The following is a 13682-nucleotide window of genomic DNA, read 5'->3' as shown; positions in this document are numbered from 1 at the left end:
ATATTTGAGGAATAGCTATGTCTAATAGACTTTAAAAATTAAGAAAAGAAAAAGGACTAATCAAGTAAAGAAAGGATTGCCTATGAAACAAAACCGAACAAAGGTCTCAAGTTTGTCTAGAGATATAATGATTTACGATTTGATGAAGACGATGGGATGGACCAGAAAGCGTGCTATTGCAGCTATTGAAGAGTTAGAGCAAACTCATCTTGTTTATTTTCCTGAAGCTGGTGGCTTGAGGTTACAAGTTGTAGGAGGCTACTAATGGCGGATATCACAATTGATCAACTAGCTACTCTAACTTTTTATCAAATTCCAGAAATATTTTTCACCCGTATTCAATACAGTGAGAACGGCTATGTCAAATTGACTAGTTCTTATCTGATGCTAAGTTAGCATATGGCACTCTTTATAATCGTTGTAAATTAAGTATCAGTTCATTCCAGAAGGGAAATAGAGATTACGTTGATGAAAATGTCACAGGAATTTTAAAGCGAAAATTTCTGAACGCTACGAAAACGACCAATGTTGTCCGTATTGTTCTTTTAAAAAAACTGTAAGGGGTTATAATGATCTAGAAACAACACATCCTTGGTTAATTAAAGAATGGTCTACATTAAATAAACAAGAAATGTCTTCAGTAAAATCTAATTCAACATATAACGCATGGTGGAAATGCCCTGTATGTACTGGAGAATATCAGCAAATCATTAAAGAAAAATTTTACAGAGATAATTCTTGTCCATATTGTAGAAATCAAAAAGTTTTAAAAGGATTTAACGACTTAGCAACAACTCAACAAAGTCTAATGAATGAGTGGGATTATGTAAATAACCTTCTAATAGCAAGGCCAACTGAAATCACAGAGTTGAGTTGGTGGTTATGTCAGGAAAACCAAGATCATCGTTATAAAATTCAAGTTAGAGAAAGAATGGCTTACAGAAAGCGAAATAAAAAGGCATGTTCGATTTGCAAAGGTCACAGAAGAAAGCAAGAACATTTTGTACAGTTTAAGAAGATATAACAAAAATAAGAACACTTTAAATAATATAAAGTGTTCTTATTTTGTTAAAATGTACATTTGAAAAATTTTTAGTTTTCACTTAAATAAGTACATTTTACAGAAGATGAACATCTTTAAAAATTTCCAGTGTTCACTTAAATAAAGTACATAATTGTCAATGATTAGCTCAAAAAAATTTTTTGGTTACGTACTTTGTTTTGTTTAAAAAGGCATATAGAAAACAGTTCTATGGATCCCCTATAACATCTTTCCGAAAAACTATAATTTTCTTGAAAAATATATCTGGCTATGCTATACTACTAGTATAGAAAGATTTGGAGAAAAACATGAAACGCGAGATTTTATTAGAACGGATTGATAAACTCAAACAAGTCATGCCTTGGTACGTCTTAGAATATTACCAATCAAAACTGGCCGTTCCATACAGTTTTACGACCTTATACGAATACTTAAAGGAATACGATCGATTTTTCACCTGGGTCTTGGAATCTGGTATATCAGATGCTGACACCATGGCCAATATTCCCTTAGACGTTCTAGAGCACATGACCAAGAAAGACATGGAATCCTTTATCCTTTACTTACGTGAACGTCCTCTGCTCAATGCCAATACGACGAAAAACGGGGTTTCTCAAACAACCATTAACCGTACCCTTTCTGCACTTTCTAGTCTTTATAAGTATTTGACTGAGGAAGTTGAAAATGAGCAAGGGGAACCTTATTTCTACCGTAATGTCATGAAGAAGGTTGCGACCAAGAAAAAGAAAGAAACCTTAGCTGCTCGAGCTGAAAATATCAAGCAAAAACTCTTTTTAGGTGACGAGACAGAAGGTTTCCTTAACTATATCGACCAGGAATACCCTCAAACACTCTCAAATCGAGCCTTATCGTCCTTTAACAAGAATAAGGAGCGAGATTTAGCCATCATTGCACTCCTTCTTGCATCTGGTGTCCGTCTCTCTGAGGCAGTTAACCTAGATCTTCGAGATCTCAATCTTAAGATGATGGTGATTGACGTCACTCGAAAAGGTGGAAAACGAGACTCAGTCAATGTTGCTGCCTTTGCTAAGCCTTATTTAGAACAATATCTCGCTATTCGAGACAAACGTTATAAGACAGAAAAAACCGATACAGCCCTCTTCTTAACCTTGTATCGAGGGGTTCCAAACCGAATTGATGCTTCTAGTGTTGAAAAGATGGTGGCCAAGTATTCAGAAGACTTTAAAGTCCGCGTAACCCCCCACAAACTGCGCCATACTCTTGCAACCCGTCTCTATGATGCTACCAAATCCCAAGTTTTGGTCAGCCACCAGCTGGGACATGCTAGCACACAGGTAACGGACTTGTATACGCATATCGTTAATGACGAACAGAAAAATGCCTTGGATAGTTTATAAGATACATAATATAAATTATGTAATATTTTAGTGTTAGAAAAAGAGCGTAGGATTTTTTATGAAATCTTACGCTTTTTTATTCTTTATTTTCTTTAACTTCATTAATTTGTATGATTTCTTACTCCAATTGGAAAACCATTTTCCTGATTCATGAATTTGATTTTGAGTCAATCTTTAGAATTCTTTGTTTTCAAATAGTTTAGTGTCAATGTAAAAAATTACTATTGAATAAATAACAGTTAAAAGTAGTTGAATGGTATAGCTAATTATCGAAATATTCTTTGAAACAGGGTTTAAAATATTCAATACTCCTAATGGGCTAAAAGATAATAACAAGTTATTTTGGTCTAATAAACTTCTTGAAATCAGTTCTCCTAAACCTCTTAACAAAACAACTCCAACTAGGGTACTCGATAAAGAATTTGTTATCAAAAATAAACAAATAATTGTAGTACTATAAAAAATAGTCGTAAAAAACGTTGTAATAATTTGAACTATTCCGGCCGTAAAAGTAAGCATATTATCTGCAGATGAAGAGTAAGCTCCAACTTTAAAAAATCCAAATAGTAATGTTGTCACTATAAAAGATGTTAGACATAAAACAACTAAAATTAAGAATGAGGTAAAAATAGATGCTAACAATTTTGAAAACAAAATTTCTACTCGTTTAACCGGTGTGACTAACAATGATTTAATTGTTTTTTGCTGAATTTCTTGATAAAACGGTACTAATGCTACTATAACTCCTACTATCAAAGCAAATATCGAAAATGTATCGCTGGAGGTTTTAAAAACATTTCCAAATGAAGATTCTGGTGCAACCATTCTTAGATACAGTATCAATAGAGAAATGACACAAACAAACCCTCCAAAAACATAGAAAATCTTTTTCCCAGCAAATAATTTGAACAACTCAATCTTTATTAATTTAAGCATATCAAACCTCCATATCTCTCTGCATTTTGATAAAAATATCTTCAAAATTATTTTGTTTCTCAGAAAAATATATGATGGAGATATCCTGACGTAATAACTCTGTGAGTAGTTTCTCCTTTACCTCTTTCATTGATTCTATATCTAAAGATAACTCAAGTTGCTCTATTCTCTCAGTAAAAACAATGTTTAAGTTATTTAAGATAGACTTTGTAAGTTCTAAGTTATCAGTTTTCAACAACCAAACGTTCTTTATAGATCCAAGTGATAAAAATTCTGTCTTTTTCCCTTGGAAAATTACTTTCCCTTGATTGATAATTGTAACTGTATCCACTAACTTACTTAATTCTTCCAATGAATGACTCGAAATTACAATCCCAACTCCTTTTTTAGACAATTCAATGAGCAAGTCTCTAAATTCTTTCATTCCTATGGGATCTAGTCCATTGAATGGTTCATCTAATAATAAGATAGTTGGCTGATGAATTAAGGCTTGAGCAAGTCCCAAACGTTGTTTCATACCTAATGAAAAACTAGATACTTTACAATCCACACTATTGTCTAAACCTACTAAATGCAGATAGTTTAAAAGATCTTCTTTTGATAAGTTTACTTCATCATAAAGACTAGAAATAAGCATTAAATTCTGTCTAGCTGTTAAAGATTCATAAAATGTAGGATATTCAATAATCGTACCAATAGTATTCAAATAGCCCTTTGATTTCCCTTCAATTAGTTTCCCATTGATTTTAATTCCACCAGATTCTTTTTTTACTAAACCTAAAATCGTTTTGAATATTGTAGTTTTCCCAGAGCCATTTTGTCCAATGAGTCCCATTATTTCGCCACTCTGCAACTCAAATGACAAATCTTCAATTACTTTCTTTTTGTTATACGATTTATTTAGACCAATAATTTGTAATAGTGCCATTTCGTCTTCCCTTCTTTATTTTTAATCACTCATCACTTCTGCTGTCATTGGTACGGTATTCCTTACAATCCTTTGTTTTTACAATGACTGTTGTTGATGAAGAGGAAGTTACTTTACGAGAGATGGAAGAAATTATTTGGCTTTCTATTTGTGTCTCTGTATAGCCAGATAAACAAAGAAAAGTCAGAAATACAATGAATAGATAAACTTTTTCAAGTTTTTTCTCCTTTCTACCATTCTTGATAGCGCATTACAGAGTTTTCATTTCGATAGATTTCACCTTTTGGAATCTCATTATCCTTCTTTTTGAATTGAATCCATAAAATTCCTTTATCTGATAGCAAAATGGGGCCATGATCATATAAATAATGAATCTGATGTCTTAAATCCCACAAATAATACTGTGATTTAACACGCTCCTCACTTCTTCTTTCTCCCATATAAGTGAGATAAATATTGCGATATATGAAGGTTTCTGCCTGTGAAGTAGAAAATATCTTCTTATGGTTTTTATTTTCAAAGGTAAATGAAGCGTCTTTATTATTTGCAACCAAGTAAAGAAGATTGTGCCCATTCGTCAATAAATCGACATAATAGCGTTGATCATCCTTTGTTTGATCTATAACCTTTTTCTGCCCATCACTTAAGGAGTAGGCTACAATTTTTGTGGTTAAAGCTGTGTTATTAATTTGTACATAATACAAGTAATCTTTAAAGACATTCGGAAAACCGCTATTTTCTGATTCAATCGTCTGATGAGACCCTGTTTCAAGGTCAAATTCTTCAATTTGATATAGGCTATCGCCTACTTCATAATTTATAAAGAGTTTCTGGTTGGATCGAGCTACTTGAGTAACTGGAACCGTTCCGATAGGTCTCCTATCGATCAGTGTCGTTAAAGATTTGTCTTTTATCTTCCAAAGATAGTAAATCCCTGTCTGATTGAGTTGATCATACTCTTCAAAAACAACAATATCATGATCTACATAGCTAACAGCCACATGAGTCAGATTAGATGTCTTTTCAACATCTTTTATCTTTTGAAAGTCCTTGGTATGTAAATTCATACAGGCAAGATAATTCTGATCTTCGTGTCCTTGGTCAACAGCCTCGCCATAAGCAATCCCATCATTTGACAGCGCGGTAGGTGTAAAGATTTTCCCATCTGGATAAGGGATAGAAATAGAATTTTTTAATAAATCTTCTGCCCTTCTTTCCTCGAACCTTATTTTCCTAGACACATTGGTACTACCGGAAGGAGATTTTTGGGGTGGCCCTACAAGAGTGCAGGCTGATAAGAGAATGATAATCCCAATGATGAAAAATCTTAAAAATTTTTGTTTGACATGATCTTTTTTCTTCATCAGCCTATACCTCATGAATAGCTAGCTATAAAAGATAATGTAGAAAATCAAACCATTCTTCAGCCATGGACTAGTTGAGTTTTACCACTTCGTCAGCTTTTTCCCAAATTACTGGATTATGGGTTGCGATAATGATTATACGCTCTTGATTCTTTAACATTAAGAGCAAGTCCATCACCTCTTGTGAGGTTTCTGGATCCAGTGCTGCAGTTAGTTCATCTGCCAAAATTAAAGGTGGATCTTTTAAAATAACTTTAGCTAATGCGACACGTTGCGCCTCTCCCCCAGATAATTCATAAATCTTTTGATCCAGAGCAAGGTAAGCCAATCCTACTTTTTTGAGCACTTCTTCCTCTTGCTGCTTCTTCTCTTTTTTCGTTAATTTTTGCCCAATCAATCCCAAATCTAAATTTGTAGCGATAGTCTCGTTTTCAAGCAGGCCAAAGTTTTGAAAGAGATAACCTAATTCACGCTTAAAGAAGTGATGCTGTTTGATTTGTTTCAGTTCTTGCCCTTGATAGCTTATATTCCCTTCTTCATAAGGCTCTATCTTCGCCAAGATATTGAGCAAGGTTGTTTTACCACACCCACTATTTCCGATCAGAGCATAGACCTTACCTTCTGTAAATTGCAAGCTCAAATCTTGAAAGACCGTTCGTTGGCCAAATGATTTGGTTAAATGTTCTACGGTAATCATATTAGGCTCCTTTCAGTACAGTGGCTAATAAGTGGTCTTCTTTATGAGACCGGTACAGGAGAATGAACCAAGCATTAGTAATAAATAGCAAGAGAGTGACAAGAGCAATCCACCATTCCGAAGTGAGAATGAATACCAAGAGGCTTCCTAATAGCAAGAGGCTACTTTCTGAGAGCAAAATCATTTGGTGAATGTTTACAAATCCCAGACCTGCAATCTTCTTCAAGAAGATTTGTTTTCTAAACTCTTCAAAATATAGGAAATTCATAGTGTTAAAAAGAAGAACAGAGGTTGCTATACCAAAGACTCCTCCTGCAATCGCCATGAGATTTTCTATTTGTATTTTTTGGGCCATTTGCTGGTAAACGTCCACTGCATAGTCGTACTGACTAACACTTTTTTCAAGATTATACTCAGCGATTAGCTTCTTACTATTCTGAAGTCCATTAAAATAAAGGTAGGGATTTAGAACGGTGAAATATGGATTCACATAGCCTCCAAAACTTTCAGGTTGAATAACCACTAAAACCGGATCGGTAAAGAATTGCTTATAGCTAATTGGTGTGTTGTTGTAGATAAAGCGTTTTTGATGATTCGGAATATACGTTACCTGCGCCTTCATTGATAAGGTGATATTTCCTTGATCATCTCGAGGAGATAGATAATCTTCATATCGTTTGATCATCTCCTCTTCTCGACCTTTTAATTTTTCCGGAAGTAAGAGTCCAAATTCTCCAGCTTGCAAGTGATTCAAGCTCTCTTTTAACTCAGGGGAAACTGAGATCCTTTGGATATCAAGATAATTTGGAGTGACATACAGGCTATTGGCAAGAGGATCGTAATCTGTGATTGAAAACTCTTTACCTGTACTAGGATCCGTCATAACTCCTTTTGAACTAAAAGATACGAGATTATGATAAGCTAAAAGACCACCATTTTCAATACCAGACTCGATGAGCTTAGACCATTTTGCTCTGTCCTCAATTTGCGTCTCTTTGTTTGTTTTCTGTGAAAAATCCTCCCGACTTGTACTAATTTGGACCCAATTCGACTGTTTTAACCAAGCCTCACTTCCCTCTTGGTGAGTTTGCCAGACTGATCCATAAATACTGATTCGATGAATCGCAAGGCCAATTAATGCCACAGCGAGAAATTGACAAATAAAGAGGAAAACCAATATGCGCTTCAATGGAACCTTCCCTTTTAAAAGGGGGACTAAATGAATCGTTTGAATACTATATGCAAAGAGGAAAGATAAGAAAACAGACAAAATTAGTAAAATCCCATTGTAAATAATACTACTGAAAATGACGATGGAATAGGAAAAAGGTGTCAATTGAAAACAATAAATCAGAACAGCACCCATTATACTTGCGCCAATACATCCCAAAAGCAACTCTATACTATCATCTTTTAGAGAATGTCCGAAAACTTGCAAGCGTCTCATTCCTGAAATATATCGAATCCCAGCACTTCTCATTTCAAGTGTTTTTTGTATAATCGTCAAAGAGCTAAAACTAATGATAAAAATAACCAAGGCAAGTGATTGTGAACCTGAGCCAAAAAAGGCAATAAGGGTCTGCAGAGGATTCGGTTTCTCAATAAAAGTTTGTGAGAAACCAAGAGTATGAAGAGTTTGATCCAGCTTTTCAGTTTCCAAATCACCTGTTAATATATAATAATTCTTTAGCAGGCTTTCTTTGGCAGCCAGTTCTTTCTTCTCTCTTTTAATCCCAAGAGGAAGTTTTCCCTCTCCGTAGATTTCATAGGTGAAAACAACCTGCCCCTTAGAGTCTGTTCTTTGTATCTGACGGGCAATTATACTATGATTATCCCTTGCCAAGCGGTCTAAACTGGAAGATAACTCTTCATATGTGACGCTCTTTTCTTGTCTCACCACACCTACTACCGGAAGACTGCGGTGGATAACCGTATTTGGAGAAATAAAGGCAATCCAAATCAAAAAGCTAGAGATGAAAAGGTTTGATAAAATAATAAAGACACGTTTCATATCATCACACTTTCTAAAGCAGAAAAGGAAAGTAATACCTAGCTAGTCAATTAATTTCGTTGTTTAATAATTACTGAGTTTTACAAATTACAGTTACATTCTTTGTAAGCGAATACACTTTTCCACCTTTACTATACTACAAAATCCTTAGTAAAACAATAATTTTTATGTGAAACTAGTTTCAAAAAAAGAGGCTGGGACAAAAGTCCTAGCCTCTCAATTGTCTTTGGATTGTCGAGCAAGACGCAGTGGTTGACTGGGCTCTACTACGCTGAATTCGTCAGCTTTTACAGCCCTACTCAACTGTGCGGAGGTGGGACTACGAAATCGAATTCTAACGAATTACCGATTTCTGTCCCACTCTCTTATGACTTTATTCCACCACTGCTTCAGCAATTTCTTCTGCAGTGATTCCTGCGAAGTAACGACCTAGGTTAATGGTTTGTAGGGCTTTAAGAACGTCTTCGCGTTCGTATTTGACACCACGAAGGACATCTTCTACTGCCGCTACGTCTTCGATACCAAAGAAGTCACCGTAAATCTTGATATCTTGAATTTTTGATTCAATGACGTTAGCGAAGATTTCAACCTTACCGCTAGGGAATTTAGTGCCACGACGGACATTGTATTCAGGAGACTTTCCATAGTTCCAATCCCAGGTACCAAACTTGGTTTCCTTGATACGATTGATTTCAGCCAATTCTTCATCCGAGAAGACATATTCTGTCATCTCAGGGTATTCTTTCTTCATGTAGTCCAAAAGTAGGTCCCGGAACTCTTCAACCGTGATTTTTTCTGGCAACTCATCGATAATATTAGTTACTCGAGCACGGACTGATTTAACCCCTTTTGATTCAAACTTATCTTTAGAAACTTTAAGTGCGTTAGCTAGGACTGACAAATCCACGTCAAAGAGAAGACAACCATGATGCATGATACGGCCATTGATATAGGCTTGGGCATTGCCACAGAATTTCTTACCGTCGATTTCTAAGTCGTTTCGGCCTGTAAATTCAGCTTTAACACCAAGTTCAGCCAAAGTATTGATAACTGGAGTAGAGAAGCTCTTGAAGTCAAAGGCCTTGTTTTCATCTTCTTTTGAAATAATGGTGTAGTTTAGGTTGTTCAAATCATGGTAAACAGCTCCACCACCACTGATTCGACGGACTACTTCAATTCCATTTTCACGAACATAGTCACGGTTAATTTCCTCGATGGTATTTTGGTGACGTCCTACAATAATAGATGGTTTGTTAATCCAAAGAAGGAAGATTTGGTCCTCGTCCAAAAGGTGTTTAAAAGCATATTCCTCTAAAGCAATATTAAAAGCAGTGTCGTTTGAATGATTGATAATGTATTTCATAAGATACCTTCTAATACGATAGAGACTGGAAAATAATTCCAGTCTAGTCTATCTATTTTTATTTTTTCTTAGGTGAGTGAACTGCCAAGCCAAGTACATCCGCAAAGGCTTCGTACATCACTTCTGAGAAGGTTGGGTGCCCATGGATGGTCTTGAGCATTTCTTCTACAGTGATTTCCATCTCAATGATAGTTGAAGCTTCGTTGATCAATTCAGCTGCTGCTGGACCAATGATGTGAACCCCAAGAACTTCACCATATTTCTTGTCTGCAATGACTTTTACAAATCCTTGAGCCGCATCTGATGCAATGGCACGTCCGTTAGCCGCAAAGTTGAATTTACCGATTTGGACATCATATTTCTCACGAGCTTGTTCTTCTGTCAAACCAACAGCCGCAACTTCTGGAAGTGTGTAGATAGCTGCAGGAGTTAAGTTCAATTTGGCAACAGCGTGGTTTCCTTTAAGGGCATTTTCAGCCGCTACTTCACCCATACGGAAGGCGGCGTGAGCTAACATCTTCGTACCGTTGATATCACCTGGCGCATAGATACCTGGAACAGATGTTTCCATGTATTCATTGACCTTGATGCGACCACGATCCAATTCAAATTCCACTTCACCAATTCCTTCAAGATCTGGAACACGTCCGATTGAAAGAAGAGCTTTGTTTGCAATGATATCGTCTTTTCCTTCAACCTTGATACGGAGTTTACCATCTTCTTCAATGATTTCTTGCAGTTTAGTATCTGTCAAGATAGTCATACCCTTGCGCTCAAGGATCAAACGAAGGTTCTTAGATACTTCTGCATCCATGGCTGGCACGATCCGGTCCATCATTTCGATGACCGTAACCTTAGAACCAAAGGTCATGAAGGCTTGACCAAGTTCGATACCGACAACTCCACCACCAATGATCACAAGGCTTTCTGGGACTTCATTCATATCCAAGATGTCATCACTCGTCATCACAAGGGATGATTCCATGCCAGGAACGTTAATCTTGCTGACTTTTGAACCACCAGCAAGGATGATCTTCTTAGTTTCAAGCAATTCAGAACCATTTACCAAGACATTCTTATCTTTCGTAATGGTACCGATACCCTTATGAACATCAACTCCGTAGCTACGAAGAAGTCCTGCAACACCACCAACCAAAGTATTTACGACCTTGTTCTTAGTTTCAAGAACCTTGTCCATATCCACTGTGAAGCTAGGATTGTCAATGATGATCCCACGGTTTGCCGCATGACCGATATTTTCAATGATTTCAGCGTTGTGTAGGTAAGTCTTAGTTGGGATACATCCGCGGTTCAAGCAAGTTCCACCAAGTTCAGATTTCTCAACAAGAGCAACCTTACCACCCAATTGAGCTGCCTTGATAGCAGATACGTAACCAGCAGGACCACCACCGATCACTACGATATCATAAGCATCATCGCTCTTATTGTCATCATTTGAACCACTTGCTGCAGCTGGCGCTGGACTCGCTTCTGGTGCTACTGCTCCAGCTGTTGGGATGTTTTCCCCTTCCTCACCAAGATAACCGATAACTTCTGTTACAGGAACAGTCTCGCCGTCCCCTTTTAAGATAGCAATCAAGTATCCATCTTCTTCAGCTTCCAATTCCATGCTGACTTTATCTGTCATGATTTCAAGGAGAATTTCTCCTTCTTTTACAAATTCGCCGACTTTTTTATTCCACTGAACGATTTGTCCTTCGGTCATATCTACGCCGGCTTTTGGCATAATTACTTCTAAGGCCATTTTATTTCCCTCTTTTTCTTGTTTCTATTCTCTCTCGTTGATTAGACCAACATTGAAATCGGGTCTTCAATCAAGGCTTTCAAGTCTTTCATGAATTTGGCACCAGCCATACCATCGACAACGCGGTGGTCAATGGTCAAGCCCAAGCTCATGATTGGACGAATGACGATTTCACCATTAACTACAACTGGTTTTTCAACAGTTGCGCTAACCCCAAGAATGGCAGAGTTTGGCTGGTTGATAATCGGTCCAAAAGATTGAACACCAAACATCCCCAAGTTACTGATAGTAAAGGTTGAATTTTGCAATTCGCTTGGTGCTAATTTACCGTCCAAGGTCCGTCCGATAACGTCCTTGAAGGCTACCACCAACTCTGATAAAGTCATCTTTTCTGCGTTATAGACAACGGGTGTCATCAGCCCATTGTCCATCCCAACCGCCATAGCCAAGTTGACATAGTTGTGAGTGATGATAGTTTTGCCATCTTCCGTCAATGACGCATTGATGTATGGATGTTTCATCAAGGTCTTAACAACCGCAAGAGAAAGCAAATCTGTTACAGTGACTTTCTTGCCAGTTGCCTCCATGATTGGATCCAACACCTTCTTACGAAGGGCCAACATTTGAGACATATCGACGTCATAGTTCAATGTAAAGGTTGGTGCTGTCAAATAGGATTCCACCATCCGTTGAGCAATCACCTTACGCATTGGTGTCATCGGAATTCGCTCGATTTCACCATAAGGTGTTACATTATCAGGAGCCTCTTCTACCTTCTCAATTTGAGCAGGTGACTTAATGGTATCCTTCTCAATATTCTCAGGAAGAAAAGCAAGGACGTCCTTCTTCATAATCTTACCACGATGACCAGTTCCTTGGATCTCTTGCCAAGCAATATTGTGTTCTAAAGCAATTCGTTTTGCAAGTGGTGAAATGCGAACCACATTTGTGTCTTTATATGTTTCCACGTCTTCTTTGTGGACACGACCGTTTGCGCCTGAACCAGAAACATCATAGAGGTTGATCCCAAGATCATCCGCTAATTTTCTAGCCGCAGGAGTCGCTCTTAGCTTATCATCAGCCATGACCTCTCCTATTCTATTATAAGATACTAAGGACGCAGAGAACTTTGCATCGATAGATACAAAGTTTCTTCGTCTGATTCAATATAAGTTACATAATTTAAATTATGTCTTATTCTTTATTATACGTTTTCCGAATGGCATCTTTGATGCTTTCAACTGTTGGAATCATCGCATTCTCAAGATTTTGTGCGTAAGGCATTGGCACATCTTCCCCCGCACAACGGCGGATGGGTGCATCCAGGTAATCAAATGCTTCTGATTCAGAAATGATAGCTGAGATTTCACCGATATAACCACTTGTTTTATGGGCGTCATTGACAAGGACGACTTTTCCTGTTTTCTTAACAGAATTAATAATAATCTCTTTATCAAGTGGAACCAAGGTACGTGGGTCTACTACTTCTACTGAAATGCCTTCTTCAGCTAATTCTTCAGCTGCTTGCATGACACGACGAAGCATTTTCCCGTAAGTTACGACAGTGACATCAGTACCCTCACGTTTGATTTCTCCGACACCAAGTGGAATGGTATAGTCGGGATCAACAGGAACTTCCCCTTTTTGGTTGAATTCTGATTTGTATTCAAGAATGATAACTGGGTTGTTATCACGGATAGAAGACTTGAGAAGTCCTTTCATATCCGCTGGAGTTCCTGGAGCAACAACCTTCAAACCAGGAATATGGGTGAACCATGATTCCAAAGATTGGGAGTGTTGAGCTGCAGATCCAACTCCGTTACCGGCAGCACAGCGAACGGTCATCGGTACTTGCCCTTTTCCACCAAACATGTAGCGCGTCTTCGCAGCTTGGTTGACGATAGCATCCATGGCAATCACTGAGAAATCCATGAAGGTCATATCAACGATTGGACGAAGTCCAGTCATGGCTGCACCAGCTGCTGCACCTGAGATAGCTGCCTCCGAAATTGGACAGTCACGAACACGTTCTGGACCGAATTCCTCTAGCATGCCTACGGAAGTTCCGAAGTCTCCACCAAAAACTCCGACATCTTCCCCCATCAACAATACGTTTTCGTCGCGACGCATTTCCTCAGACATAGCAAGGATAATGGTATCGCGGAAAGACATTAATTTAGTTTCCATAATTCTCTAC

At 37.6% G+C, this 13682-nt stretch carries 13 protein-coding genes; 4 read left to right on the top strand and 9 right to left on the bottom strand.

From position 1 onward, the window contains the following. Positions 1-82: 82 nt before the first annotated feature. The 4 genes from EL081_RS10055 to xerS all read left to right on the top strand — a co-directional run bounded on the left by EL081_RS10055 (position 83) and on the right by xerS (position 2421). Positions 83-265 (top strand): hypothetical protein, encoded by a 183-nt coding sequence (locus EL081_RS10055; RefSeq protein WP_206749951.1) that lies wholly within the window; start codon positions 83-85, stop codon positions 263-265. After that, positions 265-396: a hypothetical protein gene (locus EL081_RS10210; RefSeq protein WP_269148387.1), complete on the top strand. Its 132-nt coding sequence runs from the start codon at positions 265-267 to the stop codon at positions 394-396. Before EL081_RS10055 ends, EL081_RS10210 begins: the two co-directional genes overlap by 1 nt. 103 nt (positions 397-499) lie before the next feature. Further along, the gene (locus EL081_RS05240; protein ID WP_347231946.1) at positions 500-1024 is read left to right on the top strand and encodes a zinc-ribbon domain-containing protein; all 525 of its coding nucleotides are present in this window, start codon (positions 500-502) and stop codon (positions 1022-1024) included. A gap of 326 nt (positions 1025-1350) precedes the next feature. After that, complete coding sequence (gene xerS, locus EL081_RS05235) at positions 1351-2421, top strand: tyrosine recombinase XerS (protein WP_070465915.1); 1071 nt, start codon at positions 1351-1353, stop codon at positions 2419-2421. A 174-nt stretch (positions 2422-2595) separates the two neighbouring features. Here xerS and EL081_RS05230 read toward each other — a convergent pair whose 3' ends face one another. From EL081_RS05230 to EL081_RS05185, 9 genes are all read right to left on the bottom strand, one after another. After that, on the bottom strand, positions 2596-3357 hold the full coding sequence (locus EL081_RS05230) for an ABC transporter permease (protein WP_126404233.1): 762 nt from the start codon (positions 3355-3357) through the stop codon (positions 2596-2598). 1 nt (position 3358) lies between these two features. After that, positions 3359-4285, bottom strand: a complete 927-nt coding sequence (locus tag EL081_RS05225) for an ABC transporter ATP-binding protein (RefSeq protein WP_126404232.1) — start codon at positions 4283-4285, stop codon at positions 3359-3361. A 230-nt stretch (positions 4286-4515) separates the two neighbouring features. Continuing rightward, positions 4516-5649 carry a hypothetical protein gene (locus EL081_RS05220; RefSeq protein WP_126404231.1) on the bottom strand — a complete coding sequence of 378 codons (1134 nt, stop codon included), beginning with the start codon at positions 5647-5649 and terminating at the stop codon, positions 4516-4518. Between the two features lie 70 nt (positions 5650-5719). Continuing rightward, a complete protein-coding gene (locus EL081_RS05215) occupies positions 5720-6346 on the bottom strand; it encodes a putative bacteriocin export ABC transporter (protein WP_126404230.1) in 627 nt (208 codons plus the stop codon). Between the two features lies 1 nt (position 6347). Continuing rightward, positions 6348-8357, bottom strand: a complete 2010-nt coding sequence (locus EL081_RS05210; RefSeq protein ID WP_126404229.1) for a DUF1430 domain-containing protein — start codon at positions 8355-8357, stop codon at positions 6348-6350. Positions 8358-8730: 373 nt separating this feature from the next. Further along, positions 8731-9720, bottom strand: coding sequence for a lipoate--protein ligase (locus EL081_RS05200; RefSeq protein ID WP_006596373.1), 990 nt, complete (start codon positions 9718-9720; stop codon positions 8731-8733). A gap of 58 nt (positions 9721-9778) precedes the next feature. Beyond that, the gene (gene lpdA / locus EL081_RS05195; protein ID WP_126404228.1) at positions 9779-11485 is read right to left on the bottom strand and encodes a dihydrolipoyl dehydrogenase; all 1707 of its coding nucleotides are present in this window, start codon (positions 11483-11485) and stop codon (positions 9779-9781) included. Positions 11486-11526: 41 nt separating this feature from the next. After that, positions 11527-12570, bottom strand: coding sequence for a dihydrolipoamide acetyltransferase (locus EL081_RS05190; RefSeq protein ID WP_023918161.1), 1044 nt, complete (start codon positions 12568-12570; stop codon positions 11527-11529). Between the two features lie 109 nt (positions 12571-12679). After that, positions 12680-13672 (bottom strand): alpha-ketoacid dehydrogenase subunit beta, encoded by a 993-nt coding sequence (locus EL081_RS05185; RefSeq protein WP_023026810.1) that lies wholly within the window; start codon positions 13670-13672, stop codon positions 12680-12682. Between the last annotated feature and the right edge of the window lie 10 nt (positions 13673-13682).

The organism is Streptococcus viridans, assembly GCF_900636365.1.
Lineage (GTDB): Bacteria > Bacillota > Bacilli > Lactobacillales > Streptococcaceae > Streptococcus > Streptococcus viridans_A.
The sequence above is the reverse complement of the archived record's forward strand: the minus strand, read 5'-3'. Positions and strand labels throughout refer to the sequence as shown.

Bases quoted from the DNA above. Each gene is read 5' to 3' on its own strand.
- lpdA (WP_126404228.1), bottom strand. From the start codon at position 11,485: ATGGCCTTAGAAGTAATTATGCCAAAAGCCGGCGTAGATATGACCGAA.
- EL081_RS10055 (WP_206749951.1), top strand. From the start codon at position 83: ATGAAACAAAACCGAACAAAGGTCTCAAGTTTGTCTAGAGATATAATG.
- EL081_RS05220 (WP_126404231.1), bottom strand. From the start codon at position 5,649: ATGAAGAAAAAAGATCATGTCAAACAAAAATTTTTAAGATTTTTCATC.
- EL081_RS05185 (WP_023026810.1), bottom strand. From the start codon at position 13,672: ATGGAAACTAAATTAATGTCTTTCCGCGATACCATTATCCTTGCTATG.
- EL081_RS05230 (WP_126404233.1), bottom strand. From the start codon at position 3,357: ATGCTTAAATTAATAAAGATTGAGTTGTTCAAATTATTTGCTGGGAAA.
- EL081_RS10210 (WP_269148387.1), top strand. From the start codon at position 265: ATGGCGGATATCACAATTGATCAACTAGCTACTCTAACTTTTTATCAA.
- EL081_RS05225 (WP_126404232.1), bottom strand. From the start codon at position 4,285: ATGGCACTATTACAAATTATTGGTCTAAATAAATCGTATAACAAAAAG.
- EL081_RS05215 (WP_126404230.1), bottom strand. From the start codon at position 6,346: ATGATTACCGTAGAACATTTAACCAAATCATTTGGCCAACGAACGGTC.
- EL081_RS05190 (WP_023918161.1), bottom strand. From the start codon at position 12,570: ATGGCTGATGATAAGCTAAGAGCGACTCCTGCGGCTAGAAAATTAGCG.
- EL081_RS05210 (WP_126404229.1), bottom strand. From the start codon at position 8,357: ATGAAACGTGTCTTTATTATTTTATCAAACCTTTTCATCTCTAGCTTT.
- xerS (WP_070465915.1), top strand. From the start codon at position 1,351: ATGAAACGCGAGATTTTATTAGAACGGATTGATAAACTCAAACAAGTC.
- EL081_RS05200 (WP_006596373.1), bottom strand. From the start codon at position 9,720: ATGAAATACATTATCAATCATTCAAACGACACTGCTTTTAATATTGCT.